Source organism: Leptolyngbya sp. DQ-M1 (assembly GCF_039962505.1).
In the GTDB taxonomy this organism is placed as follows: domain Bacteria; phylum Cyanobacteriota; class Cyanobacteriia; order Leptolyngbyales; family Leptolyngbyaceae; genus Leptolyngbya.
This window is the reverse complement of record NZ_JAMPLJ010000003.1, coordinates 627,323-653,288: the sequence shown is the minus strand read 5'-3', so window position 1 is coordinate 653,288 and position 25,966 is coordinate 627,323. Positions and strand designations below refer to the sequence as shown.

Annotated in this window: 25 protein-coding genes; 12 read left to right on the top strand and 13 right to left on the bottom strand. The window is 49.0% G+C overall.

Going from position 1 to position 25,966, the window contains the following annotated elements; all coding sequences use genetic code 11:
- Positions 1–4: 4 nt before the first annotated feature.
- Positions 5–1,846, bottom strand: a complete 1,842-nt coding sequence (locus tag NC981_RS12820) for a serine/threonine-protein kinase (protein WP_348243131.1) — start codon at positions 1,844–1,846, stop codon at positions 5–7.
- A 581-nt stretch (positions 1,847–2,427) separates the two neighbouring features.
- Here NC981_RS12820 and NC981_RS12815 point away from each other — a divergent pair.
- The 3 genes from NC981_RS12815 to NC981_RS12805 are packed head-to-tail and all read left to right on the top strand — an operon-like array spanning position 2,428 to position 3,532.
- Positions 2,428–2,637, top strand: a complete 210-nt coding sequence (locus NC981_RS12815) for a DUF2997 domain-containing protein (protein ID WP_190378960.1) — start codon at positions 2,428–2,430, stop codon at positions 2,635–2,637.
- 41 nt (positions 2,638–2,678) lie between these two features.
- Complete coding sequence (locus NC981_RS12810) at positions 2,679–3,065, top strand: DUF1257 domain-containing protein (protein WP_348243130.1); 387 nt, start codon at positions 2,679–2,681, stop codon at positions 3,063–3,065.
- Positions 3,065–3,532 carry a ferredoxin gene (locus NC981_RS12805; protein ID WP_348243129.1) on the top strand — a complete coding sequence of 156 codons (468 nt, stop codon included), beginning with the start codon at positions 3,065–3,067 and terminating at the stop codon, positions 3,530–3,532. The genes NC981_RS12810 and NC981_RS12805 overlap by 1 nt, the downstream gene beginning before the upstream one ends.
- 44 nt (positions 3,533–3,576) lie before the next feature.
- On the opposite strand, the gene NC981_RS12800 is transcribed toward NC981_RS12805, so the two are convergent.
- The 4 genes from NC981_RS12800 to NC981_RS12785 all read right to left on the bottom strand — a co-directional run bounded on the left by NC981_RS12800 (position 3,577) and on the right by NC981_RS12785 (position 8,696).
- Positions 3,577–4,155, bottom strand: a complete 579-nt coding sequence (locus tag NC981_RS12800) for a hypothetical protein (protein ID WP_348243247.1) — start codon at positions 4,153–4,155, stop codon at positions 3,577–3,579.
- A gap of 95 nt (positions 4,156–4,250) precedes the next feature.
- Positions 4,251–5,474 carry a type II secretion system F family protein gene (locus tag NC981_RS12795; protein ID WP_190378963.1) on the bottom strand — a complete coding sequence of 408 codons (1,224 nt, stop codon included), beginning with the start codon at positions 5,472–5,474 and terminating at the stop codon, positions 4,251–4,253.
- A gap of 43 nt (positions 5,475–5,517) precedes the next feature.
- On the bottom strand, positions 5,518–6,630 hold the full coding sequence (locus NC981_RS12790) for a type IV pilus twitching motility protein PilT (protein WP_348243128.1): 1,113 nt from the start codon (positions 6,628–6,630) through the stop codon (positions 5,518–5,520).
- A 65-nt stretch (positions 6,631–6,695) separates the two neighbouring features.
- The gene (locus NC981_RS12785; RefSeq protein ID WP_348243127.1) at positions 6,696–8,696 is read right to left on the bottom strand and encodes a GspE/PulE family protein; all 2,001 of its coding nucleotides are present in this window, start codon (positions 8,694–8,696) and stop codon (positions 6,696–6,698) included.
- 212 nt (positions 8,697–8,908) lie between these two features.
- Here NC981_RS12785 and grpE point away from each other — a divergent pair, with 212 nt between their 5' ends.
- The 5 genes from grpE to rsgA all read left to right on the top strand — a co-directional run bounded on the left by grpE (position 8,909) and on the right by rsgA (position 14,319).
- A complete protein-coding gene (gene grpE / locus NC981_RS12780) occupies positions 8,909–9,583 on the top strand; it encodes a nucleotide exchange factor GrpE (protein WP_190378966.1) in 675 nt (224 codons plus the stop codon).
- Positions 9,584–9,759: 176 nt separating this feature from the next.
- Positions 9,760–11,733, top strand: a complete 1,974-nt coding sequence (gene dnaK, locus NC981_RS12775) for a molecular chaperone DnaK (RefSeq protein WP_190378967.1) — start codon at positions 9,760–9,762, stop codon at positions 11,731–11,733.
- Between the two features lie 86 nt (positions 11,734–11,819).
- Positions 11,820–12,953 (top strand): molecular chaperone DnaJ, encoded by a 1,134-nt coding sequence (gene dnaJ, locus NC981_RS12770; protein WP_190378968.1) that lies wholly within the window; start codon positions 11,820–11,822, stop codon positions 12,951–12,953.
- A complete protein-coding gene (locus NC981_RS12765; protein ID WP_068385209.1) occupies positions 12,950–13,189 on the top strand; it encodes a sulfurtransferase TusA family protein in 240 nt (79 codons plus the stop codon). The genes dnaJ and NC981_RS12765 overlap by 4 nt, the downstream gene beginning before the upstream one ends.
- A 17-nt stretch (positions 13,190–13,206) precedes the next feature.
- Entirely contained in the window at positions 13,207–14,319 is a 1,113-nt protein-coding gene (rsgA, locus tag NC981_RS12760) for a small ribosomal subunit biogenesis GTPase RsgA (RefSeq protein ID WP_348243126.1), read from the top strand.
- Here the strand turns inward: rsgA and NC981_RS12755 are convergent.
- The 4 genes from NC981_RS12755 to NC981_RS12740 all read right to left on the bottom strand — a co-directional run bounded on the left by NC981_RS12755 (position 14,316) and on the right by NC981_RS12740 (position 18,203).
- The gene (locus tag NC981_RS12755; protein WP_348243125.1) at positions 14,316–15,545 is read right to left on the bottom strand and encodes a DUF445 family protein; all 1,230 of its coding nucleotides are present in this window, start codon (positions 15,543–15,545) and stop codon (positions 14,316–14,318) included. The two genes, rsgA and NC981_RS12755, sit on opposite strands and share 4 nt — an antisense overlap.
- Before the next feature lie 39 nt (positions 15,546–15,584).
- A complete protein-coding gene (gene ubiE / locus NC981_RS12750; RefSeq protein ID WP_348243124.1) occupies positions 15,585–16,277 on the bottom strand; it encodes a bifunctional demethylmenaquinone methyltransferase/2-methoxy-6-polyprenyl-1,4-benzoquinol methylase UbiE in 693 nt (230 codons plus the stop codon).
- 101 nt (positions 16,278–16,378) lie between these two features.
- Complete coding sequence (locus NC981_RS12745; RefSeq protein WP_348243123.1) at positions 16,379–17,296, bottom strand: response regulator; 918 nt, start codon at positions 17,294–17,296, stop codon at positions 16,379–16,381.
- 127 nt (positions 17,297–17,423) lie between these two features.
- On the bottom strand, positions 17,424–18,203 hold the full coding sequence (locus NC981_RS12740) for a hypothetical protein (protein WP_348243122.1): 780 nt from the start codon (positions 18,201–18,203) through the stop codon (positions 17,424–17,426).
- A 333-nt stretch (positions 18,204–18,536) separates the two neighbouring features.
- Here NC981_RS12740 and NC981_RS12735 point away from each other — a divergent pair, with 333 nt between their 5' ends.
- From NC981_RS12735 to NC981_RS12720, 4 genes are all read left to right on the top strand, one after another.
- On the top strand, positions 18,537–19,355 hold the full coding sequence (locus tag NC981_RS12735; protein ID WP_199298718.1) for an HpsJ family protein: 819 nt from the start codon (positions 18,537–18,539) through the stop codon (positions 19,353–19,355).
- Between the two features lie 99 nt (positions 19,356–19,454).
- Positions 19,455–20,324, top strand: coding sequence for a glycosyltransferase family 2 protein (locus tag NC981_RS12730; RefSeq protein WP_190378974.1), 870 nt, complete (start codon positions 19,455–19,457; stop codon positions 20,322–20,324).
- Positions 20,325–20,521: 197 nt separating this feature from the next.
- Positions 20,522–21,232 (top strand): DUF502 domain-containing protein, encoded by a 711-nt coding sequence (locus NC981_RS12725; protein WP_190378975.1) that lies wholly within the window; start codon positions 20,522–20,524, stop codon positions 21,230–21,232.
- A 36-nt stretch (positions 21,233–21,268) separates the two neighbouring features.
- On the top strand, positions 21,269–22,045 hold the full coding sequence (locus tag NC981_RS12720; protein ID WP_348243121.1) for an HAD family hydrolase: 777 nt from the start codon (positions 21,269–21,271) through the stop codon (positions 22,043–22,045).
- Positions 22,046–22,125: 80 nt separating this feature from the next.
- On the opposite strand, the gene psaC is transcribed toward NC981_RS12720, so the two are convergent.
- From psaC to NC981_RS12700, 4 genes are all read right to left on the bottom strand, one after another.
- On the bottom strand, positions 22,126–22,371 hold the full coding sequence (gene psaC, locus NC981_RS12715) for a photosystem I iron-sulfur center protein PsaC (RefSeq protein WP_009458117.1): 246 nt from the start codon (positions 22,369–22,371) through the stop codon (positions 22,126–22,128).
- 167 nt (positions 22,372–22,538) lie between these two features.
- Positions 22,539–23,438, bottom strand: coding sequence for a heterocyst differentiation master regulator HetR (gene hetR / locus NC981_RS12710; protein WP_348243120.1), 900 nt, complete (start codon positions 23,436–23,438; stop codon positions 22,539–22,541).
- 321 nt (positions 23,439–23,759) lie between these two features.
- A complete protein-coding gene (locus NC981_RS12705) occupies positions 23,760–23,942 on the bottom strand; it encodes a hypothetical protein (protein WP_348243119.1) in 183 nt (60 codons plus the stop codon).
- A 131-nt stretch (positions 23,943–24,073) separates the two neighbouring features.
- Positions 24,074–25,825: an FAD-dependent oxidoreductase gene (locus NC981_RS12700; RefSeq protein WP_348243118.1), complete on the bottom strand. Its 1,752-nt coding sequence runs from the start codon at positions 25,823–25,825 to the stop codon at positions 24,074–24,076.
- Between the last annotated feature and the right edge of the window lie 141 nt (positions 25,826–25,966).

Here is a 25,966-nt window from a genome sequence, read left to right as displayed (position 1 = left end):
CGCTTTAATAGATCTCGAATGCTAGAGCAAAGGGCTGCTTGCGCTTTGAGGTGACTTCAACCGTGTATTCTCCATCCATCGGCAATCGCCCCTGCCAGTGGTGCGCCTCTGCTGAACGGCTCTCAACTCGCTGTCCTGTCGGAGCCAGCACAGCCACAGAAACATCGCCCTTGAGCGAACGAACTGTCATAATCTGACGACCAGATGCCTTGAGCAAGTATCGTTGTCCTTGTTTTGGCTGAACTTCCCCGGTGACAGTGGTTTGATTCTGCCCCCTAGGAAACTGGATATGCTGAATCTTGGAGTCTACAAACTGAGAAGCGGGCGGAATTGCCACATCTATCGAATATGCTCCGGTTCCAGTCACTTCGATCGTATATTGACCCGTTTTTGGCAGCTGACCCATCCAACTGCGGGTCTGGTTCGATGATTTATTGATCGGCTGTGCGTTTTGCTGAAGCAAGTTCATAAGGACACCCGTTCCCTCGATCGTCACCGCCATAAACTGTCCTTGAGACGCTTCGAGGGTATAAGACTCAGAATTTCGCTCGTCTAAATTTCCCACTACTACTGCCGAAATGGCACCCGGCGCAAACTGAATCTGCTGGGGCTGACCATTACTGGTGATTCCAGATTTGTTGCGAAATGGCGCATCGGTTTTAATCTGCTGGGTGCTGGGGAGTGGCTCAGTGACTCTAAATAAATGCAGCCCGATTCCGCCTGAGATGATCAAGCTAGAGGCGATCGCGCTCGGCACCGCCCAGCGGTTCATCCTTGCCAATCTTCTGTTTGGATGCTTAGCGGTTCCAGGCTTCGGCTTGTCTGCTATTCCACGACCTAACTGAGTTGCCATCAGCAGAGAAGTTTTTCTGGTCGTAGTAGATTGCTTCTGACTCAGATCCCGCGCTGCGGGTGCGATTTCTCGATCGATTGATTGAGAAGGTTCCAGGTTTGGATTGAGCAGCGTTGTTTTCACTGCGGCTTGGATCAACGGCTGCACGTCTGCTAAGGCTGCTTGAGCAGATTGATAGCGATCATTTGGATGTAGCGCCAGCATTTTCTGAAGTGCGTTGGCGAGTGGATCACTCAGCTGCGTGTAGGGCTGCCATCGCCAGGTTAAAGTTTGGCTATCGAGCAGCGCTTGTGGCTCTCGTCCAGTTAACAGTACCAAGCAAGTTGCACCTAGCGCATACAAATCGCTATGCGGAAAGACATTTCCGGTTTGCAGCTGCTCCGGTGGAGCATAGCCAATCTTACCCACGCGAGTCATCGTCGAAATGATCGGCCAATGGCTTGCTGCTTCCTTTACGGCTCCAAAATCAATCAAGACAGGCAGCCCTTGAGGGGGGATAGCCTCGGCTGGAATTACGCGCTCCGGCAGTTTCAGAATGATATTTTCCGGCGAAATATCTCGGTGGATGATGCCGCGATCGTGTAAATAAGCCAGAACAGGCAATAAATGACTCAATAAGTAAAGAATCTCAGCTTCAGAGAACGTCTGTTGTTGCGATCGACGCGCTTGTAGCAGGCTGCGGTAAGTTTGCCCCTGGATGTAAGACTGTACAAGGAAGAGCCGTTGGTCGCTCTCAAACGCTGCCCAAAACTGTGGAATCTGCGGATGCTGAATTTGATAAAGGGTACTCGCTTCCCGTTGAAACAGCGCTTTTGCTTTCTCTACCAGGGTGTCATCCCGATACGGAACCGTGAACTCTTTGATGACACACAATTCATTGAAGCGTTCCTGATCGGCCGCGAGATAAGTCCGCCCAAATCCTCCTTGACCGAGAACTTGTTTGATCAAATACCGCTGCCGTAACAGGGTTCCTGGCGTGATAGAGGGCACCATGTTGGTTACAGAGTTCTAGAAACAGGACAAAACGTGACTCGTTGTAACAATATTTACACATAGTTCATGAATTCCCCCGTAGGGCAAGACCCCTCACTTGCTACTTTTGAAATCCGGCGATACTCCTGATTCAATTCGATCAGGCTGAGCAGCATCTGGGGATCAGCCTATTGATAGAAGTCTGCGAGAATTAAACAAATGCATACTTCTGTAAAGCGTCCCGCGAGCTTACCTCGCAATTCTGTTGGATCAAGAGGTTATTGCGCCCTCGCTTCAGTCTTCGTCAAGCTGGAAGGGGATGCAGACTTTCGCTTTTCTCTTCTGCTTCTTCGTGAAGAAGCATTGAGAGCAATCCGGCATTTATAACCTGTACAGAGTTGCGATGTCTTGACTCTAATTTGAAGTTAAGCGAAACTGACAATTAATTAGAAGCTACTTCTATTCACTGCAAAGTTCTGTAACGTTTTAAAGCGAAATAGCTAAGCTCTTAAAAACAGGTAAATTTCGATAAATCCCATTGAAATTTATCTCTGAAGTGAGGTCGCTGTTTTGCTGGATATTTCTTACCTTGGGCAAGCCACATGGAAACCTTAGAGTTCATTATTTATCCAGATGGTCGAGTGCAGGAAAAAGTGACCGGAATTGTGGGAACCTCCTGCGAGGAAGTCACAACTGCGATCGAAGCGCAATTGGGTCGAGTGATGGCTCAAGAGCGCACCTCTGAATACTTTGCCCAGACGGTCAAACCCTCCGAAACCATTAAGACCCAAGCAACCTACAGCGATTGGTAAGTTTGTTTAAACCCCTTGCAATTTGAATCATAACCACTGCCATGTCACACTTTAGCCAAATTAAAACACAAATCCGTAATCTGACTTCTTTGCAGTCCGCCCTGTCTGATTTGGGCATGGACTGGAAATCTGGCCCCCGTGATGTCCGAGGTTATCGCGGTCAGACTCAAGCTGCGGAAGTCGTCATCGAGCAGGATAACGGCTACGATGTCGGATTTGCCTGGAACGGTCACGAGTATGAATTGGTTGCCGACCTGCAATTCTGGAAGCTCGATCATTCAGTTGATCGTTTCTTAAGCAAGGTGACGCAGCGTTACGCGTATCACACGATCGTCAATGAAAGTGCTCAAAAAGGCTTCCAGTTGTCTGAGCAGCAAAAGAATGAAGATGGCTCGATTCGCCTCGTCCTACAACGCTGGAGTGCGTAATGCCTGACTCCTTTCAACTGCCTCAAGAGGAGCATTTCTCTTCTGACCTTGCTCCTGAACGTTCAGGTCTAGAGCCTGAGTTGGGTGGGTTCCTGCGGGAAGCGGAGGGACGATCGGGCCTAGAGCCTGAGTTGGGGGGAGTTTTTCGACAGCGCGGAGTTTACGTTGACGAGATTACTTGCATTGGCTGTAAGCACTGCGCTCACGTTGCACGAAACACGTTCTACATCGAGCCAGATTATGGTCGATCGCGGGTCATTCGACAAGATGGCGATTCTGAAGAATTGATTCAAGAAGCGATCGACACCTGTCCGGTTGATTGTATTCACTGGGTCAACTATGCCGAGTTGAAGCAGCTAGAAGAAGAGCGCAAGTATCAGGTGATTCCGGTTGCCGGATTTCCGGTTGATCACGCGATGATTGCTGTGAATCATCGCAAGCAGAAGTCGAAGCGCAAGCCAAATTAGATCGAGCAACTGGAAAGCTCCAAGTGGTTTATCACTTGGAGCTTTTATGCTTCAGCTTGGTTAGAGAGTGTTGTTTCCAGCGCTTCAGCAGAGTTCTCAGGGGCTGCTTGAATTGCAAACGGTAAGTGTGCTCCAGTTAGACCCCGCTTAATCCGCTCAGCAGTTTGCTCGAATACAACGAAAAGCGGATAAATTTTCTCTGCGCCATCGTTGAGAAAGTGCTGATATCGCGGTGGCATTACCCATTCGTATTCTCTGCCCAAGGCTAGCTGTGTGCGTCGCCATCGACCGAGTAGATCTGAGAAGTCTTCATCAGGTCGGTGGATAAACACGAAGATTTCTTTACCCGTTTTAATCTTCCACTCTGGATCACACATGAGAATTGCCAACTCACAGGGTAGGAGCTGGGATTCGGTGGCTGTGATGTTGGTCGCATCGATCGCGTGGACGGTCTGACGGATTCGCACGATCGGCAATGGAATTGTAATGACGCTCTCTTCGGCACGACGCATACTAGGAATCATTTCAAGATAACTACGATGGCACTTTAAAAGCTCGATCGCTTCGAGCGAATGGCTATAGGTAGCAAGTAGTTCCTCGTACTGGGCTTTTTGAACGGAAATTTCCATAGCATTCAATCCAGAGAACAAAGGTCAGATGCTAGCAGTCTCAGCGCCAACCACCTGACCCAAATCACTATGAAGAGCGCGATCGTGGTCTAACCCAGCTTGTCGAAAATCGCGAACATTGGTAGGTACATCGCAACTAGAATACTTCCAACCATGCCGCCAAGAAATAGAATCATAATTGGTTCCATAATGCTCGTCAGGGCTTTGACGGCTTGTTCTACTTCATCCTCATAAAAATCAGCCACTTTCATCAGCATCTTGTCAATTTCTCCAGTTTCTTCTCCAATGCTGATCATCTGAATTGCCATTGCTGGAAAGACTTGCTCTTTTTGGAGCGCGATGCTGATCATGCCGCCTGTTTGAATTTCTTTGCGGGCTTCGTCGATCGCATTTGCCACAATCTGATTGCCTGATGTGTCTCGCACAATCTCTAAACAAGTGAGGATCGGAACCCCGGAGCGTGTTAAGGCACCAAAGGTGCGGCAGAATCTTGCGGTTGCCGTTTTTTGGATCAAATCTCCAAACAATGGCATCTTCAGAAAGAAGCGATCCATCGTCTCTCGTCCAACCCGCGTTTTGTAGTATTGCTTATAGGCAAAAACGATGAGCGGAATAATGATTAAGAGACTAAAGGCGGCAGGACTCGTCAGAAATGCACTGATGTCCAGCATTAACTGCGTGAAGGCGGGCAAGTCGCCTCCAAGCTGCTTGAAAATACCTGCAAAAATTGGGATGAGAAAGATCGTCATTCCTAGAAAGATCGCTGTTGCGAGAAAGCCAACGACAACCGGATAACTCATCGCGGATTTAATTTGGTTCTGCAATCGAGCGACATCTTCGAGCAGCTTGGCAAGACGGTTAAGCACTTCATCTAGCACCCCACCTGTTTCTCCGGCTTGCACCATACTGACGTACAAGCCATCAAAGCATTGAGGATGTTTCCGCATCGCGTCGGATAAGTTCACCCCCTGCTGAACATCGCTGCTAATCTCCATTAGTGCTTTTTTTAGCTTGGGATTTGTGCATTGATCCGCTAGTACGCCTAGCCCCCGAACCAGGGCAACCCCTGCATTAACGAGGGCAGCAAATTGGCGGGAGAAAACCGCTCGATCTTTGACCGAAACAGAGACCAGTGAAGTTTGGAAATTTTCAAAACTTTTATTGATGTCAAAGCTCTCATTTTGCTTTAGTTCTTGCACAAACAGTCCTTGTTCGCGCAGTGCCGATCGTGCTTCGCTGAGAGAATCAGCAACGATTTTTTCTTTTTTGGCGTTTCCTTTGGCATCTCGGACGCGGGCAACGTAGATTGGCATAGGATTTCAGTAGGAGTGGTGGGAACGAAGTGCGAAAGTGGGACTAGCGCTTGACTGCGGCTCCGGCGGCAGCGCCGTTTGGTGTTCCGCCGATGAGGCGTTGAAGTTCGTCTGGGCGGGAGGTTTTAGAGGCAGCGGCTTCAAAGGTGATCAGTCCTGCTTTGTATTGATCAGCAAGGACTTTTTCCAGGGTCTGCATTCCCAGCTTTCCGCCCGTTTGAATCGCAGAGTAGATTTGCGCGGTTTTACCCTCGCGAATCAGGTTTGCGATCGCAGGAGTTACGATCATGATTTCTTGCGCCATCACTCGTCCGTATTCACCGGGTTTTGGATTTTTCTTGGGAACCAGCGTTTGACTGAAGACAGCAACCAGCGAGTTGGAAAGCTGGACTCGGACTTGAGTTTGACGCTCGGAGGGGAAGACATCGATCATCCGGTCAACAGTTTGAGCTGCAGAACTGGTATGCAGCGTTCCAAACACTAAATGACCTGTTTCAGCCGCAGAAATCGCCAGCGAAATGGTTTCTAAGTCCCGCATTTCACCCACCAGAATGATGTCTGGATCTTCACGCAGCGCGGCTTTGAGGGCATTGGCAAAGCTCTTCGTGTCTTCACCGAGTTGACGCTGGTGAACCAAACTTTTAATCGGCTCGTACACGAATTCGATCGGGTCTTCGATCGTGAGGATGTGTTCAGCGCGGGTGCGATTGATCAAATCAATCATCGCTGCCAGTGTGGTTGTTTTTCCTGATCCAGTCGGGCCTGTCACCAGAATCAATCCTCTTGGCTTTTCGGACATTTCCCGCACGACATCTGGCAGATTCAGCTTCTCAAAGTTCGGAATTTTGGAACTGAGTGCTCGTAAACAAGCGGCATAGGTTCCGCGGTCTTTGTAAACATTGACCCGGAATCGTGCCAGTCCACGAACGCCATAAGAGCAGTCAAGCTCCCAGTTTTGCTCTAAGTTCTTACGCTGTGTGTTGTTCAGCATACTGAAGATCAGCCGTTGACACTCTTCGGCGTTGAGAACCTGATCGCTGATCGGCTGAAGATGACCACTGATGCGGAAATAGGGCGGCAGTCCAGCCGTCAGGTGCAGGTCTGAACCGCCCATTTCGATCAGTTGTTCCATCAAGTCTTCGATCATTAATTCCATTTGATTTGCTCCTGATTGCTAGATTGAGAAAATTGAAAATTAGTTCACTCTGGAGGACAGCTAGATCAATCCTGAAAGCGGGGAGTCGTGCAGTAACGGCAATCGAGCCAGTCTTGCTGTAGCTCTGCACCACAAGTCCGGCAGGTAAGTGTACTTTTGCGCTTCGCTTTGAGTTCTGCTTCTAGCCCTGTGTCAGTGAAAGTGACACGCTCGACTTCTTCGAGGGTGCAAAGTCCCTGGCGCACAAGTTCTAAGCTGTAGGCAAGCAGGGTTTGCATTCCTTCTTCGACTGCGACTTCTTTGATGCGCTCGGTCGGTGCGCCCTCAGTGATTAGGGTTTGTAGACTCTCGGTTACGCGCATGACTTCGTAAACACCGCACCGCCCTTTGTAGCCCACCCCGTTACACTTTTGACAAAGCTGACTCCCTACCTTTGCGTCTTGAATTTCTTGTGCTGTTAGTGTGTTCGCTTTATACAAGGTCAACTGAGCATCTCGCGCACCGGTTAAACCAAATCGCGCCAGTTCTGCTTGAGTGGGAGTGTAAGGAATGCGGCATTCATCACAGACCTTTCGCACGAGCCGCTGAGCGACAACGCCGATCAGTGCACCAGAAACCATGAATGGTTCAACGCCCATTTCATCCAGTCGAGCGATCGCACCTGCCGCATCATTGGTGTGCAGGGTCGTCAAAACCAAGTGACCCGTTAACGCAGCTTCGATCGCGGTTTTTGCGGTTTCTTTATCTCGTGTTTCACCCACCAGAATCACATCGGGATCTTGTCGGAGAAAGGCCCTCAAGATTGCGGCGAAGTCCATGCCTTTTTCGCGGATCACTTGAACCTGGGTGATGCCGGGAAGCGAATATTCGATCGGATCTTCTGCTGTACTAATATTGACTCCTGGATCATTTCGCTCTGCCAGGGCTGAGTAGAGCGTCGTCGTTTTTCCTGACCCAGTTGGACCTGTTACCAGGATCAATCCAAACGGTCGCCGCACCATTTCTTGAACCGTATGAAGCGAGGTTTCGTCGGTAATCAGCTTGTCCAAGCCGAGCTGAGTGGCGGAGTTATCGAGAATCCGAAGCACCACTTTTTCGCCGTATCGACTGGGGAGCGTGTTCACCCGGAAATCTACCTTGCGTCCATCAAAAATTCGGCGAATCCGACCGTCTTGGGGCTGGCGACGCTCGGCAATATCGAGTTGAGCAATAATCTTGAAGCGGGCGATCACAGCCGGAATAATCTTCTTCGGGAATGGCTCAAACGCTTCTCGCAAGACACCGTCCTTGCGAAACCGAATGCGGAGGGATTCTTCTTGTGGCTCGACGTGAATGTCAGACACCGCCATTTGCAGGGCTTTGATCAAAATCTTGTTCACCAGCGCAATGATCGGAGCCGCTTCTGCATCTGCTGACGCATCGAGATCCATTTCGGCGCTGTCGTCTTCTTTCAGTTCTGCCAGTCCTTCTAAGCCTTCAAGGTCAGAGCGAACATCGACCCTAGATTGCGCTTCGAGCTGCTTTTCCTGTTCAAGCCGTGCATCCATGTAGCCTGACATCAGGCGCTGGTAATCGTCGATCGTAATCACCAATCGCTGAAGCCCCAATCCCTTTGGACGCAGAATTCGATTCAGCTCATCTTGAGCGGCGAGGTTGTCTGGATCAACCATTGCCACCAAGAGCGACGGGGGATTGCCCTCGTTTTGAGAAAGCGGGATGAGATTGTAGCGGCGGCAGAGTTCGACCGGGATTAATTCGCCGATCAAGCTGCCGATTTGAGTTGCGGAAACTTGATTTAACTCAGGATCTAGCGATTCAACTCCGTAGAGAATCTTCAACTCAAACAGTTGCTGCTTTTTATATTGACGAATCAGATCGGGCGACAACTGCTGTCCGGTCATCGCCTCTAGAACTGCGGTAAGCGGTCTACCTGACTTGCGGCACTCGATCAGTGCCTGCTGCATCTGCTCGTTATTGACATAGCCAGATTGAATCAGTTTGTTACCAAACGGCGAAAAGTTGTTTTGGACAACAAGAGCACGCCGGGCAGAAGAAGAATTTGTCATAACGGATGAACGAAGATCACCATATTGAGAATGCCCAAAATGTTTTTTGAAGAACGCATGAAGCCGATCGCTTCATTTCGGAGCGAGATTAAATCCAGAGCAGTGCGATATGATGCTTAACGGTTATAAGCGGCGCGGCATCCAGCATCCCATTCGCTAGGATGAGAGAGGCTTGCTTAAGCCAGCGTTCTATACAGGGGAATTAGCGCACAATGATCGACGAACAAAATCAGCAGCAGCAGCCCGATGAAGTTCAAGCACCCGTCAGTGAATCTTCTGATCCTCTATCTGAGCCAGCGAGCGACGCTGTGGAAACCAACTCTGGTGTAGAAGGTTCTACTGACCAAGACACGACGGATTATGAAGCGGCGTTTATGGAGCTACGATCGAACTATGCCGCTAAAGAACGAGAAATCGAAGGACTGAAAAAGCAGGCGGAAGAACTGAACAATCAGTACATGAGAATCGCCGCAGACTTCGAGAACTTCCGTCGTCGCACTCAGAGAGAGCGAGAAGAGCTAGAAACGCAAATTAAATGCAATACGGTGAAAGAGTTGCTGCCTGTGGTGGACAACTTTGAGCGTGCTCGATCGCAGATCAAGCCCCAGACCGAAAGCGAGTCGAATATCCACAAGAGCTATCAGGGTGTTTACAAGGATATGGTCGATCGCCTAAAGAAAGTCGGAGTAGCACCGATGCGGGCAGAAGGTAAGGAGTTCGATCCAAACCTGCACGAAGCAGTGATGCGCCAACCGACGAGCGAACATCCTGAAGGAACGGTCGTAGAAGAGCTAATGCGCGGCTATACGCTCGATGACAAAGTATTGCGTCATGCGATGGTGAAAGTTGCCGCACCGCCCGAAGACGAATCTACTAGCCAAAGTTAGCGACCTGTGAAAGTACGACGATCGACAAGCGTGGCTTGTCTGTGAACGCAACGTTAAGAAAATTCTGAAACAGGGAAACCTTTGTAAAGTTAGTTCAGCTTTGTCCGTAGCTACGGAAAACTAACTAGGAACCTTGCGTTCTGCGTTCACCTCGCGTACTTTCGGCAGCGCTAGATATGGGAAAAGTCATCGGCATCGACTTAGGAACAACGAATAGTTGTGTAGCTGTGTTAGAAGGCGGGCAGCCCGTCGTCATCACGAATTCTGAAGGCGGAAGAACCACGCCAAGCATGGTGGGATTCGGTAAAACGGGCGGTGCCCAAGGGCACAGCGAAGCTGTCCGTCTAGTCGGTCAATTAGCAAAACGGCAGGCTGTCACCAACGCTGAAAACACGGTATTTAGTATTAAGCGCTTCATCGGACGGCGATGGGACGATACACAGATTGAGCGATCGCGAGTCCCCTACAACTGCGCGAAGGGCAAAGACGAGACCGTGGATGTGCAAATTCGCGGTCGCCATTACACCTCGCAGGAAATTAGCGCCATGATCCTGCAAAAACTCAAGCAGGATGCAGAGAATTACTTAGGCGAATCAGTGACACAGGCGGTGATTACGGTTCCTGCTTACTTTAGCGATGCTCAGCGTCAGGCGACAAAAGACGCAGGCACGATCGCTGGACTCGAAGTGTTGCGAATCATCAATGAACCGACTGCGGCAGCTCTAGCTTATGGAATGGATAAGCAAGATCAAGATCAGTGCGTTTTAGTCTTTGACTTAGGCGGCGGCACCTTTGATGTCTCGATCTTGCAGCTTGGGGATGGCGTATTTGAAGTAAAAGCCACATCAGGCAACAATCATCTGGGCGGTGATGACTTTGATGCTTGTATTGTAGATTGGCTAAACGAGGTGTTTCAGCAGCAGGAAGGCATTAACCTGACTGAAGACAAAATGGCGCTTCAACGGCTAAGAGAAGCGGCCGAGAAAGCAAAAATCGAGCTTTCCGGGACGCTCAGCACTTCGATCAATTTGCCGTTTATCACCGCAGACGAAACAGGACCGAAACACCTGGAAATCGAGTTGACTCGTGCCAAATTTGAGGAGCTGTCAAGCCGATTAATTCAAGCCACGATCGATCCAATGGAGCAGGCGTTAAAAGATGCGAGCTTGTCTACGGCAGATATCGATCGCATTTTGTTAGTGGGTGGCTCGACGCGCATTCCTGCCGTTCAAGAAGCACTGAAGAAGTTTTTTAACGGCAAAACCGCCGATCGCTCTGTGAATCCTGACGAAGCGGTAGCGCTGGGAGCTGCAATTCAGGCGGGAGTTTTAGGCGGTGAAGTCAAAGACCTGCTGCTGCTTGATGTCACACCTCTGTCTTTGGGAATTGAAACGTTAGGGGAAGTGTTTACCCGCGTGATCGATCGCAACACCACGATTCCCAGCAGCAAAACTCAAGTCTTCTCAACTGCAACCGATGGACAGACCTCGGTTGAAATTCATGTCCTGCAAGGGGAGCGGGCAATGGCAAGAGATAACAAGAGTCTGGGCAAATTTCAACTGACTGGAATTCCGCCCGCACCCAGAGGTGTGCCTCAAATTGAGGTGGCATTTGAAATCGATGCCAACGGAATTCTGAAAGTTTCGGCCCGCGACAAAGGGACAGGACGCGCCCAAAGTGTGGAAATCTCAAACACAGGCGGCTTGAGCAATGCTGAAATTGAGCGCATGCGGCAAGAATCCGAATTCTTTGCTGAGGAAGATAATCGTCGAAAGCACCTCGTAGAACTGAAGAACCAAGCAGACAACTTATTCCACAGCTATGAAACGACGCTGAGAGAAAGCGGCGCATTCATTAACGATCGTCTGAAAGTGCAGGCAAACGAGAAAATTGTGGGGCTGAAAAGCGCGATCGCTGATCCAAAGGTTAGTATCGATGAAGTAAAGACGCATCTCGACGGGTTGCAGCAACTGTTGTATACCATTGGTTCATCAGTTTATGAAAGTGCTCAACCTTCCGAAAATTCTGCCTTTGAAATGCGCACCACTTCTGGTATGAATTTTGAAGATGAAACGGTTGCAGCAGATATGAGCCGATTCAGCTTTGAGACAGATGCGACCGTCACTGCGGATTACGAGACAGTCGATTAGTTGAGCGTGTAGGGTAGTAATATAGGGAGTCTAGACCGTTGCCCTACGCCTCTTTTTAGCCCTCTTACCCCCTGAATCTCTACCCTATGGCTCGTGATTACTACGAAATTCTTGGCGTTTCCCGTGATGCGGACAAGGAAGAAGTCAAGCAAGCCTTCCGTCGTCTCGCTCGAAAATATCACCCGGATGTTAACAAAGAGCCTGGTGCAGAAGAGCGCTTCAAAGAAATCAACCGCGCCTATGAGGTGATTTCTGATCCAGAGATGCGGGCGCGGTACGATCGCTTTGGTGAAGCGGGTATTGGTTCTGCCGCCGGTGCAGGGGGCTACCAAGATTTCGGCGATATGGGTGGCATTGCTGATATCTTTGAAAGCTTCTTTAGTGGATTTGCGGGTGGGGCACCTGGGGGTCAAACCCGACGGCGAGGTGGCCCAGTCCGAGGCGATGATCTGCGGCTAGATTTAAGGCTAGATTTTCGCGAAGCCGTGTTTGGCGGTGAAAAGGAAATTCGGATCAGCCATCTGGAAACCTGTACGAACTGTAGTGGCAGTGGTGCGAAGCCAGGAACTCGCCCTAAGACTTGCTCAACTTGTTCGGGTGCGGGTCAGGTTCGTCGTGCAACTCGGACTCCGTTTGGCAGTTTTACTCAAGTTTCCGTTTGTCCAACCTGTAACGGTACTGGGCAGATGATCGAGGAGAAATGCGAAGTTTGTAGCGGCAATGGACAGCGACAGGAAACGAAAAAGCTCAAAATCACCATTCCGGCAGGTGTCGATAATGGCACTCGATTGAGAGTATCAGGTGAGGGTGATGCGGGGCAGCGCAGCGGGCCTGCGGGCGATTTGTATGTCTATCTCTTCATCAACGAGGACGCTGATTTTCGTCGTGATGGAATTAATGTTCTGTCGGATGTCAAAATTAGTTATCTACAGGCAATTCTGGGTTCTCGGATCGAAGTCAAGACGGTTGATGGTGAAGAGGAGTTAACGATTCCTGTGGGGACTCAGCCGGGAACGGTTTTGACGCTAGAGAACAAGGGCGTACCGAAACTTGGGAATCCGGTGAGCCGTGGGGATCATTTGATCACAGTATCGGTGGATATTCCAACGCGAATTAGTCCAGAAGAGCGAGAGCTGCTGGAAAAACTGGCAAAAATTAGGGGCGATCGCGTCGGAAAAGGCGGTGTTGAAGGCTTTATCGGGAAGATTTTTGGCGGATGAGTCAAGCAGCAGAAACCTCAGATGTGCAGATGGATTTACGCGGGACACCTTGCCCGATCAATTTCGTTCGCACCAAGCTACGGCTAGAGCAGATGACTCCGGGTTCGCTGTTGGAAGTTTGGCTCGACCCGGGAGAACCGATCGAGCAGGTACCAGACAGCCTGACGATGGAAGGCTACAAGATTGAGAGTATCGAGGATCGATCGAGCTTTTTTGCTGTCAAAATTCGTCGTTAATCTTCCGTTGAGATCTTATGAGTTTTGAAGACTTCAGCAAGATTTTGGAAGGTGATCAGCCGCGCCAAATCACAGGTACGGTTTTAGCAGTGCAAGCGAATTTCTATCAGGTGCGACTTCAGGAGGAGACGCTACCCAAATTAATGTTGCTTTGTACTCGACGAACCCGGCTAAAGAAGATCGGGCAGCGTGTCATGGTGGGCGATCGCGTTCTCATTGAGGAGCCAGACTGGAACGGAGAGCGCGGCGCAATCTCGCAGGTGTTTCCGAGGCGCTCAGAATTGGATCGTCCGCCGATCGCCAACGTCGATCAAATTTTGCTTGTATTTGCGCTTGCCTCTCCGACGATCGAGCCTTATCAACTGAGTCGATTTTTAGTTAAAGCCGAGTCAACTGGAGTAGCGGTTTGCTTGGCGTTAAGTAAGAGTGATTTAGTGTCGATCGACGAGCAGGAATGCTGGAAAGCTCGACTAGGCGAATGGGGCTATCAGCCGATTTTTATCAGTGTTCATCAACAACTTGGCTTAATTGAGTTAAAGCAACGTTTAAACCAGAAAATTACCGTTGCCTCTGGTCCTTCTGGTGTTGGCAAATCTAGCTTAATCAACCAGATTATTCCTAATATTGATTTGCGGGTGAGTGCGGTTTCTGGAAAGTTAGAAAAAGGGCGGCATACGACGCGCCACGTTGAGTTATTTGAGCTTCCAACAGGCGGATTACTTGCAGATACCCCAGGATTTAATCAGCCAGATTTGTGCTGTTTGCCCCAAGAATTAGTGCAGTATTTTCCAGAAGCGCGTCGAAGACTAGCAGAGGGAAGCTGTCAGTTTAGTAATTGCTTACATCGAGACGAGCCTGGCTGTACTGTGCGAGGAGAGTGGGAGCGGTATGAGCATTACTTGAATTTTCTGGAAGACGCGATCGTATATGAAACTCAATTGAATCAGCAATCTGATCCCGATGAGGTTCTAAAGCTCAAAACAACGGGCAAAGGGACAGAATATGAGCCGCGCTTAGAACTGAAAAAATACCGGCGCGAATCTCGTAGAAATCGACAGCAATCTCTCCGTAAGCTCGACATTGATCAGCTGATGAAAAGCGAGGAAAACGAGAATTTAGATGACTCTTAGCGGAGTAAGAGTGAGGCGGATTGCAGCGCCCCGATCAGCAATCCCAAAACTCCACCAAGATTCACGATCGCCTGCAATTCACTCCGAACAATCCCGTTGATTGCGGCTTCTAAATCGGCTGGAGAAGTTGCTTTGACTCGATCAACAATGACTTGATCAATATTCAAAATTGGAATGGCTTGAGCAACAATATTTTCTAAATCTTTTTCTAGATAACGCTCCAGAATTAACGCTAGTTCTTCGCTCACAAGCTCCAAAGAAGAATTGACCGCTTCTGAACTTTGTAATCGGTTTAACACTACCGACGCAACATTCTCCCAATCGACCGATTCACTCAGTCCTTGCAGGACTTCCGAGCCTCGATCTTGCAAATAATGTCGGGTGCTATCTCGCATTGTTTTACGAAGTTGCCTAACGGTAGAAACAGGTAGATTTTGGAGTGAGATATTTTGCAGCCATTCTTTAAAGCGCTGTTTCACACCGAGCGAAAACATTAGCTCAGACAAAACAGAATTGCTGGCTTCTTTCTCATCTAAACAAAATGTTCTCAGTCGAGTGAGAGTATTCCGAATGCCGAATAAATTTGCAACAACCCAATAAGTACCACTTGTTTTTTCTCGGAAGCCTTCATCGATCACCTGGATATTACGATCGGTGAGAAAATCTACCAAAGTTTGACGCAAAACATCCGGCGGAATTACCATTTGAATCAGCCATTCCGAGAGCTTTTCTGCTTGGTCTTCGGTAAGCTGAAACTCCAGAATAACTTGGTCGAAAATATGATTTAACTGGTCTTCAAGAAATTCTTCTTGACGCGCTAAAACTTTCAGCAATCGCGGCAAAGACTGACCAAATAGGTCTCTCAAAATATTGCCTAAAATCTTTGCTGTTTTTTGCCCTTTGCTTTCCTGAACTTGCTCGATCGCGAGTTGTAATAGCCAAAGAATTGCTGCCTGAACTCGCTCCGTCTGTAAAAGTCGTCGCGCCAAATTCTGCAATTCTTCAGGAGTCAATAATGACCCCATAATTGTGTCAGAAATTCGCTTTGCTAAGCGCTCCTGATTGCGAGGAATGAGTCCGGGCGTAAACGGAAGTCGCTGTTTGCCGAGGTAAAGCGCTCGATACGGGCGAAACAGCATTTTAATCGCAATATCGTTGGTGAAGTAGCCAATGACTCCACCAACCACAGGAGGGCCTAGAAAAAGCCAGAGCGTCGAGAGATCCACAGGGACTAAGAAGTAATGAGGGGTAAACAGGCGATCGCCTTATTTTGTAATCACCAATACTCCCATCGTACCGCCCGCGATCGGATAATGGGTAGCACTGGTAAAACCCGCTTGATTTGCTAAGCCAACCTGCTCTCTGCCTGTCGGAAATTTGTCGAGACTGGGTGAAATATAGGCGTATTCCTCAGTAAAGCCAAAGCGCTGAGCAGCCGGAACCACCACTTCGTCGAGATACCACTGCTGAAACGCACGCACGAGATTGCTGTCTGGGCGGTGCATATCTAGAATTGCGGCTTTTGCTCCAGGTTTTAGCACTCGGTGAATCTCTTTGAGGCTGCCAAGAATATCCACGACGTTCCGCAAGCCGTATCCCATCGTCGCGCAATCAAAATGATTATCAGAAAACGGTAAATCTAGAACATCGGACTTGACCCAGTGAATGGGAGGTTTAATGCAGCGACGTTCACTACGATCGCGGGCAACTTCCAGTTGAGCGGCAGAAAAATCAACGCCGTACACCTGTCCGGTTCTACCAACAACTTCCGCTAACATCTGGGCAATATCGCCGCTACCACAGCATAAATCAAGGGCAATATTTCCGGGCTTGGCACCGCTCCACTTCACGGTCATACGCTTCCAGATGCGATGCTGTCCAAAGCTCAGACCGTTGTTAAGCTCGTCGTAGACTGGAGCGATACGATCGAACAACGCTTGAATATGATCAGAATTCATTTATGATGAGTGCTTCTCTAAAATTGTTCTGTTTAAAATTCTAAGTTTCGGGCGGTTCAATTGGGACGAGCAATTTTAGAGAAGCGGCTCATCGGGCTAGATTAGGCAGCAACGGCACTCTTGATCGAACGGGTACAGGTTAACGCCAGAGCGACTTGCTGGGCTGAGAGATGCAGTAACAAAAGCTCATCTTCTCGCAGACTTTGCGGCTGTTTCCATTGCAGGGAGAGCACCGCGAGAACTTCGCCTCGGAGTGTGACTGGAACAACGAGATGGGCGCTGAAGGCGACATCGTTAGTTTCCGTGACAATTTGCATTTGCTGAGTTGCGATCGCGTCTTTCACCGCTTGCGATTGCACGAGATCGAAATCGCTGCTCATGCCATAAGTTCCCGCAATTGTTAGAGTACCATTTTCAACCAATTGGACAGTGCAGCGATCGGCAGCGAAGTTTTCACCAAAGGCAGTCGCGATCGGCTCTAGCGCGCTTTCCGGGGTGCTATGGCTCTGAGCAACAGAAACGATCGTGGACAACAAAGCGGTTTGCGACTGCGATCGGCGTAATTCTTCCGTACGCTGTTTGAGCAATTCGTAAGTTTCGGCTGCTCGTTGCACGACGGCTTTGAGTTCGTTTGGATCCCAAGGCTTTGTGATGTATTTGTAAACTTGTCCAGAGTTAATTGCCTCGACTAAGTCTTCAACATCGGTAAACCCAGTCAGAATAATCCGCATCGTATCGGGGAATTCGGGCACGGTGCGGCTGAGAAACTCTGTTCCCTTCATTTCGGGCATCCGCTGGTCGGAAATAATAACCGCAACCTCGCCCTCTTGCGCTAAGACTTGCAGCGCATGAATGCCACTTTCTGCTTTCAGAACATTGAATTCGCGACGAAAGGTTCGGTAGAGCAAATCGAGGTTATCGGGTTCGTCATCGACGACGAGCATTTTCGTTTTCTTTGGTCGATCGAGCATCATGAATTGGCGGCTAATGGGTTCTAGTTCTGGAATGGTGTATTCCATGCGATCAGCACTCCTTCGCGTCACGGGAGACAGAGGTTTCAGTATCCCTAGTCTTGCCAATTTGTCCCGATTCGTAACAGCTACAGGCACGAATTCAGGCTGCGACGGCCTCACATTCCAGTTTGCTCTAAGCGGAAATTCTCAAGACAAATCCGCCGTTTGTCGTCACAATCAAATCTTCGCCCAGCGTTGCAATCCCTGATGGAATTTGATATTTCGCTTTTGCTAAATCCGCGATCGTTTTCACTTTTCCATTTGCATCGACCTGGACGACTCGCCCAGAATTGGTTGTTGCAGTTAATTGACCGCGCCAAATCGTGACATCAAAAGGAATTCCAAACCCTTGCGCTTTGAGATCCACGATCGTGCTTGCTTTGCCTTTTTCGACTCGTACCAACTGCCCGTAAGATTGCGCCACGACGATCGATTGATCCTGTACCACTAGACCGAACGGATTGCCAAACAAAGTCAAATTGGCGATCAGGCTAATTTCTCCGGTTGGGCTGACCCGAATCAATTCACTCGCTGAATCAATCACATCGGTTGCCAACGTCACAATGTAATCACCCTGCTCCACTATTACCCCAAAGGGCGCACCATAAAATCCGCTCCGTCGCGTCAAATCTGCGATCGTTTCGACTTTGCCATCAGGTTGCACTCGCAATAAATAATGTTGAGGGAGATAGCCTGAAACCGTCACAATCAAATTTTCGCCTTGCTCGCTAATTCCGAATGGCACACCTAACTCAGCTTGCACTAAATTGACGATCGGGGCTTGTTTTCCATCTGGCGTAACTCTTAGCAATTGTCCATCTAACATCGGTACAATCACGTTACCTTTACTGACTGCCACACTTTGCAGCGTATAAATATTTAGCTTTTGAGCGATTACTGCAACTTCAGTCATCGGAGAGGTGGGAACAGAATGGATTAATCGACACCATAAAGCCAAAACCCTAGATGTTTCAAGTCAGAAAAGCTTGTGATTTCTTGACGCGGCAATGTTACCCTCTACTTGCGGTGCAACTCTCAGATTCTCATCGCTCTTTCGCGCAATTTTTCTTCGGTATTCCTGCGCTTGAATCGTGAGATAACCCATGTAAAATGACTGAGTTTCTAAGGCGACTTTATGCACTTTCCTTAGAAAAATGGCGCAGAGGTCTCAATTGCCCAGAGGGTTTGAGTGATTTGCGATGCCCTAGACAGATGCCCTAGACAACCGTTAGAACTGTAAAGCCCGATGAAAGCAACGAATTCTCTTCCTACCGCCCCCTTCATCCTCCGAATTGTTGGCATTATTTTGATTTTGTCAGCGCTGGTGGACTATATTTCTCTTCTAATTCCCCCGAATTTTTCGGACAAAGCCTGGTTTGCCAGTGTAGTGACGCAGTTTGTCGATCGCGGTATCATCCCGATGGTCGGACTCGGTTTCCTATCACTGAGCGCATTTCTTGAAGCGGGTTCTCTCGCTTTAGGCGATCGCGCCAAACCGTTTACGACGTTTCGCTTCTGGGCGCTTCTGCTCTCGCTTCTGCTGGGACTGGCGTTTCTGATCGCGTTCCCGCTGCATTTGAATAACACCCGTCAAGTTTCAGACCAAGCATTAGAGCGCATTGATCGAGAATCCAGAGATGCTGAAACCCAGCTCAATGCCCAAGTTCAGCAGCGACAAGACCAAATTAGTGCAGCTCTGCGCGATCCCAATCAGGCGAAGCAGTTGGATGACCAGCTAAGACAAATCGATGCTGCGATCGCAAGCGGTCAACTCAAAGGCGATCAATTAACTCAAGCACAACGCGCTCAGAAAGAACTGCAAGCGCTGAAAGCAAATCCGGGCTCGGTTGCCGATCGCGCTAAAGAATTTCGTAACCAGCAGCTAACTCAACTGCGCGAACGTCGCCAGCAAGCTGAGAGTCAGGCTAGAGGTGAATTTTGGAAAACCGGAGTTCGAGTTGGAATTAGTAGTCTCTTGCTGTCACTGGGCTATTTTCTCATTGGTTGGACAGGCTTGAAGGAGATGGGAGTTCTCGGTGGCAAGCGCAAGCCTGTGATGCGCTAAATTCAACCCCATGAAAGATGAAGCGTGAAAAAAGGGAGAAATAGAGAAGGAATTTAACCTGAATATTCGTCCCTTTTGCCCTCTTCATCTTTTTGTTTTATGTTCTCCATCTTCATCCTGACCCATAACGAAGAAGTCGAAATTGCTGCCTGTATTGAATCGGCGCTGTTATCAGATGATGTAGTGGTGGTTGATTCTTATAGCGACGATCGCACGATGGCGATCGCGCAGTCTTATCCAATTAGAACGGTTCAACATCGATTTGAGAGCCACGGCAAGCAGCGTACTTGGATGCTGCGATCGGTTCCGGTGAAATACGAGTGGGTTTACATTCTTGAAGCCGATGAGCGGATGACTCCGGAACTGTTTCAAGAGTGTCTGGATACGATCGCGACGGCTGAACACGCAGGATATTATGTCGCTGAGCGGGTGATGTTTATGGGTCACTGGATTCGCCGCAGTACCCAATACCCACGTTATCAGTTGCGCCTATTTCAGCGCGAGAAGGTGTGGTTTACGGATTACGGACATACCGAACGCGAGGTGGTCGAAGGCTCGACTGGATTTTTGCAGGAAACCTACCCGCATTACACTTCTGGAAAGGGCTTTAGTCGCTGGATTGATAAACATAATCGCTATTCGACGAACGAGGCGATCGAAACGCTGCGTCAACTGGAATCTGGTTCGATTGATTGGCGATTGCTCATTTTCGGACGTTCAGAGGTGGAGCGGCGACGCGCCCTTAAAGATCTTTCATTACGCCTGCCGTTTCGTCCGTTAATTCGATTTTTCTATATGTATTTTCTGCTGGGGGGCATTCTCGATGGCTATCCCGGTTTTACTTGGTGTACCTTACAAGCATTTTATGAATATTTGATCTTGCTCAAGATGTGGGAACTCAAAAATTCGTCAGTCGAAGCCCCCAAAATTCCTGAGCCTGCTCACGTTGCATCTCAAAATGTAAAATAATATACTAATTCCATTCGGATATGGTCGAAGGGGAATCAATGATTAAATAATGAGATTCAGCTTAGAAACCTTCCTAAAGTTGCAACATTTCTTTACAGGCTTTAAAAATAAAGTAGCGCGGCTACAATCAGTGCTTTGGGAGCGTGCTAACTTTTGTCTCCGCTCCCAAATTATATTAATGGCAGAAATTGCCCCAGATGAAGGAGAGTAGGGTGTCTGTGATCCATCGTCTTAAGCAAGACCTCAAAAACGATCTGATTGCCGGGTTGCTCGTTGTCATTCCCTTAGCAACGACGATTTGGTTGAGTTATACGATCGCGACTTGGGTCATTAATTTTCTCACTCGTGTTCCTAAGCAGCTAAACCCGTTTGACGGCTTGAACCCATTTTTGGTGAATCTGCTCAATTTTGGAGTGGGTTTAGCGGTTCCGTTGCTCAGCATTCTATTTATCGGGCTGATGGCGCGAAATATCGCCGGACGTTGGCTGCTTGATGTGGGCGAACAGGTGCTACAAGCGATTCCGCTTGCAGGGGCAATTTACAAGACGCTGAAGCAGCTTCTAGAGACGATTCTGCGCGATTCAAGCGGTAAGTTTCGCCGCGTGGTGTTGGTGGAGTATCCGCGTCAGGGCGTTTGGTCGCTTGGATTTGTCACAGGTGCAATCGGAGCTGAGGTGCAATCGCACTTTAAGCATGACATGCTGAGCGTGTTCATTCCCACGACTCCGAATCCCACAACAGGTTGGTATGCGGTTGTGCCTGAAACGGACGTGATTAACTTGTCGATGCCGATCGAAGATGCGTTTAAGGTGATTATTTCTGGCGGCATTGTTAGCCCGGATGCGATGAACGCGATCGTCACGACCAGCACGAAGCGCCCATTAGTTGAAGCGATCGCGGACGAATAATGCGCTACTTTGAGGAAGTTGCCATTTTCTAACAAAATGTCTGTGATTCCCCGCGTTCTAGCGCTCGATTTCGACGGTGTGATTTGCGATGGGCTGAAGGAGTATTTTCAGACTGCTTGGAAGGCTTACGCGCAAATTTGGCAGGTTACAGCGCCTCCAGACGCAACGATCGCACCTGCATTTTACCGATTGCGTCCCGTGGTTGAGACAGGCTGGGAAATGCCGCTCGTGATTCGAGCGTTGGCTACAGGAATCACCGAAGCAGAAATTTTTCAGAATTGGACTGCGATCGCGGCTCAAATCGTTACAGACAATCATCTGAAGCCTTTAGAGGTGGGTGCGATCGTTGATACGATTCGAGATCAATTAATCGCAACAGATCTAGAAAGCTGGCTCGCAGAACACGAATTTTATCCAAGAGTTCTGGAGCGGTTGCGATCGGTTCTGAGCAGTTCAACCGATTTCGTAATTATCAGTACCAAAGAAGGGCGATTCATCAAGCAGCTACTACATCAACAGGGAATTGAACTCAGACCTGAACAGGTCTACGGTAAAGAATCGAAGCGCCCTAAGCCGCAAGTTTTGAGTGAACTGAGACAAGCGTATGGAGAAACGGCTTCAATTTGGTTCGTTGAGGATCGCTTGAAAACCTTAGAAGCAGTGGAGAAACAAGAAACTCTCACGCAAGTTGAGTTATTTCTGGCGGATTGGGGCTACAACACGGCATCGGAGCGGCAGCAGGCAAAAGAGAGCGATCGCGTTCACCTGCTGTCTCTGGCACAATTTAGTCAGGACTTCTCAGCCTGGATTTAGGGCAAAAAAAAAGAGGGCGATCTGCCCCCATAACTTTGAACCCACATAAATGAAAAATGATTGCTGTATGAAGTTTTGCCTTAATAAGCCAGACCCATACTGCGTGTTGTTTCAGCGCCGAGGTAAACCCGAATGCTGAGGAAGTCGGTCGGACAAGCGGTTTCGCACCGCTTACAACCAACACAGTCCTCGGTACGAGGCGAAGATGCGATTTGACCCGCACGACACCCATCCCAGGGAACCATCTCTAGAACATCGGTCGGGCAAGCCCGAACACATTGCGTACACCCAATACAGGTGTCATAGATTTTGACCGTATGCGACATATTATGGAAGGCTCCAGATTAGTGCTTATGACTTGGCATCATCTGTTAGTTCTGAAATTCGCGATATAAACCGCTTACTCTCAGAATCAATGCCTAGTGTACTCTGGCGTGTTGTTACACTCTTTCAGACAGTTGCAAAACTTTAAATTGCGTAATGTGAGGGCTGATCACAATTCAGCAGAACCAAACACCATTTGCACGACAAACGGCTCTCCGCCTTCTGCATGGTAGCGATCCGCCCAGTTACGAATGATTTCGTCAAGTTCTGCGATCGCGCTTTCCACCCGATCGCTTGGAATATCCAATTCTTCTAACACGCGCATCACCCGCCCTTGACGCTGTGCCCAGTCCTGCATCAAACGGAAAAACCGCGCTGTGTCCTCGATCATGACGTAGGCGCGTTCTTCGTGGTCATCTGGAGAATAGGAAGACCGAGTGAGCGCATAAAACGGCATTCCCCAAGGCGAGTCGATGCGGGTGACTGTGCCAGAGTACAAAAGCCGTCGCTTAATATGTTCTGCCAGCGCTTCACTTAGGGGCATTCGTTGTTCTTGGAGCAGATCTTCTTGCGAGCGAGTATGCAGAAATTCGATCAACTCTAAAAACTGGAAAGAATTGATCAATTGAGCATCTGGAAGATTAGGCGGCAGTTTTCGTTCGATCAGGCGCTTTTCGTCCGAAGTCAAACTTGTTCCCGGAACCCGCGATCGTCCAGGCAGCCAAGAATAGTGTTCCATCCAGACGTAGGGCAACTGAATCAAGTACCGAGGTTCTTGAGACCCTAGCATTTTGAGTAATTTGCCTTCACTGAGGGCTTGCCGGACTTCTTCGACGATCGCTTTGACTCGTTTTGGTTCAATATGGTGCAAATGCCCCGTCATCCGGAGATTGCCATCCTGCTCCAAATACGTCATATAAATCGCACATTTGGCAGCCGTGGCTGCGGCATCGAGAAATGCACCATGTCGGTGTCCGCCGGTTCGCATAGCGCTAAAGGCAAGATACAACATGATCTGATCGATCGCGCTAGGGCTGAGCAATTTGATCAGATCGAGGTCATTGGTCATATCAAGCGCCACCCCTGAAACAGGAACACAGTCAAAACAGTCGTAAAGTTTAGTCTACCGTGAGAGACTGCAATCCGTAATCGCACGGACTTTCTGTAAGGCAAAACTTTATAGTTAGGAAGCCGCAGCCAAGTTTACGTTAATGTGTGTGATGACAACTTGCTGTCTTGAGCTTGCCCAACTTCAGCCGAAACTCAACAGTCGAATTCTATAGCCTTTGTTTCTAGGATGGAAAGTTATTTCTGATTGGGAAACAAACGTTAGAAGGGTTGTCTGCGTTCTGAAGAACCTTTTTTCGGAAACCCTTACCGCACGAAAAGATTAGAGTTCGTTTGTCACAGCGTCAGTATAAATTCGTCCGCTCCCTCTATGCTCAACAAACGGCTGAACCTCTTGAGCAACATTAAACTGAGAGGTGGGATTATTGCTATTTTCAGTGTGCTGACTGACAGTAATTACTCCGACAAGCGAGATAAAAAGCGCAACCAGAACTTGAGCATTCATAGGAGATACATTCTTAGGGTGACATATCCCTTTACATCTATGAAGCTTTTAGATCAGGACGAAACAAATCAACCCAATAAAATTCAGTAGCTTTACTAGATTGACAACTGTTAGTGTTTGTCTAAGAACTTCTAGTTCAGTGCTTCTACTAAGACCCAATTTCCTGAGTGGTTAAATTTGCCAAATCCATTCAGTATTTGCCCGGATGGGATGTTTTGGAGTTGAGTATTGATTTCTGTTTCTAAAGTGATAAGTGCCCAACTTTGATTGGGGCGATCGCTCAAAGTCAATTCATAGTCCTGTATTGCTTTGCGATCGAATCTTCCTGAAAAGCGTTGAGCCGTTGCGCTGGGAGATAGCGTTCTGGAGTTTGCAGGGCATTCACCGTGATTGGGATAGCTTTCTGGGTGGTCGATATAGTAGCGTTGCCAGTACAGCCATTCGGGGTGAGAGGGTGACAGGTTGAACAGTGGGAAAATAGCAGCAGGGGCAGTCGGGTCACTGATTAAGGCGAGTTGGAGCGATCGCACATTTAACTCTCGCGGCTGACAGTTTTGCTCGATGCAGAGTGCGGCTGCCATCCCTGCGGCTTGTCCGATGCCTAAAACGACCGGCTGTAATCGGGTTGCGCCGTTTGCCATGTGAGTGACGGAGATATTTTTTTCACAGGTGAGAAAGCCGTCGATCGTTTGTGGCACGAGGCAGGTGTAGGGAATTGTGAAGGGCGTTCCTGTCCAGCGTCCCCCCCAGCGAATTGATTTTGGCTTGAGCGGAATGTCGCCGCTCGGATAGTGATGATCGTTGGCGTAGTTGCCGATCGCGATCGATTGACAGAAGTTTTCGGCATATTCGCAGCCGATCGCTTCGACTCGATAGGGTAAGGGGGCGACTCGTTCTTGCGGCAGTAAGTCTTGTTCACGTAGCGTGGTGATTCCAATGAGTCGGCGACTTTCTCGATAGTAGGGATGAAGTGCAAGTGCGCCTGTCGGGAAAGTGTCTTCTGCTAGTCCGTAGCGGTTTCCGAGCTGGGATTGGATGAAGTGGGCGAAGCTGAGAGAGTGATCTTTGGCTTCCTGGTGGAATTGGGTGCAGGTTTCTCGGTTGAGCAAGCGTTCCAAACCTTCGCCGTAATCGTTGCCGGAGATGGGCCAATTGATCATGAAGCGATCGCCGGGTAAGCGTCCGTAATTGAGAAAGGCTTCGGCTCCGTAGTTTGTCCAAGCTTTCTCGAATTTGGTTGGATCGTAATTTAGAGGTTTGGGGATTTCGGGCGCGTTTGATGCGCCAAAGCCGCGCATCACAACGACCCAAGTTGGGGCTTGGGCTGGGTAAGTTTGAGTGAGTGTGTTGGGTGCGATCGGGGCACTGGGTTCATTGAATTCGGATTGCAGTTCCCAACCCCAGCGATAGGGAATGCCTCCGAGTTCGAGTAGATCACCGAGTTCGGTGGCATCGATCGTGATTTTTGCCTCGACTTTGACGGTTTGGAATTCGACTCCGAGGATGCAATTATCTTTTCTTAAAACTTTCTCTGGAATTTCGCCTTGAATCCACTGTAAATTCGGCAAGGCTTTCACCCAATCGGCAAAGATTTCGGCTCCGATGTGCGGCTCATACGTGAAGAAACTCACCCAAGCATTATCGAGTCCTCCAGGCTGACGCTGTTCTAGTTCTCGTAAAAACGCGCCCCAAATTCCGGTTTGAAAGGCTGCGAGTTCGTTGCCATCTGGAGCAGTAACACCTGCACTGGTGAGCATTCCGCCGAGCCAGGAGAATTCGCTGACTAAAATTGTTTTGGCTCCCCGCCTCGCGGCTTGGATTGCTGCGGCTATCCCTCCGGTTCCGCCTCCCACGACCAGCACATCTGTAATCAGTTCCCGCATTGTTCACCTGAGCTAAAAATCTTCTCAATCATCTCGGTTAACGGAGCTTTGAGCAATGCTAACTAACCTGAGTTCGGGATAAGGAATTGCCAAAAACCTTGATTTCTCGTACCTTTTGGCTCTGATGACCGTGAAGCCATT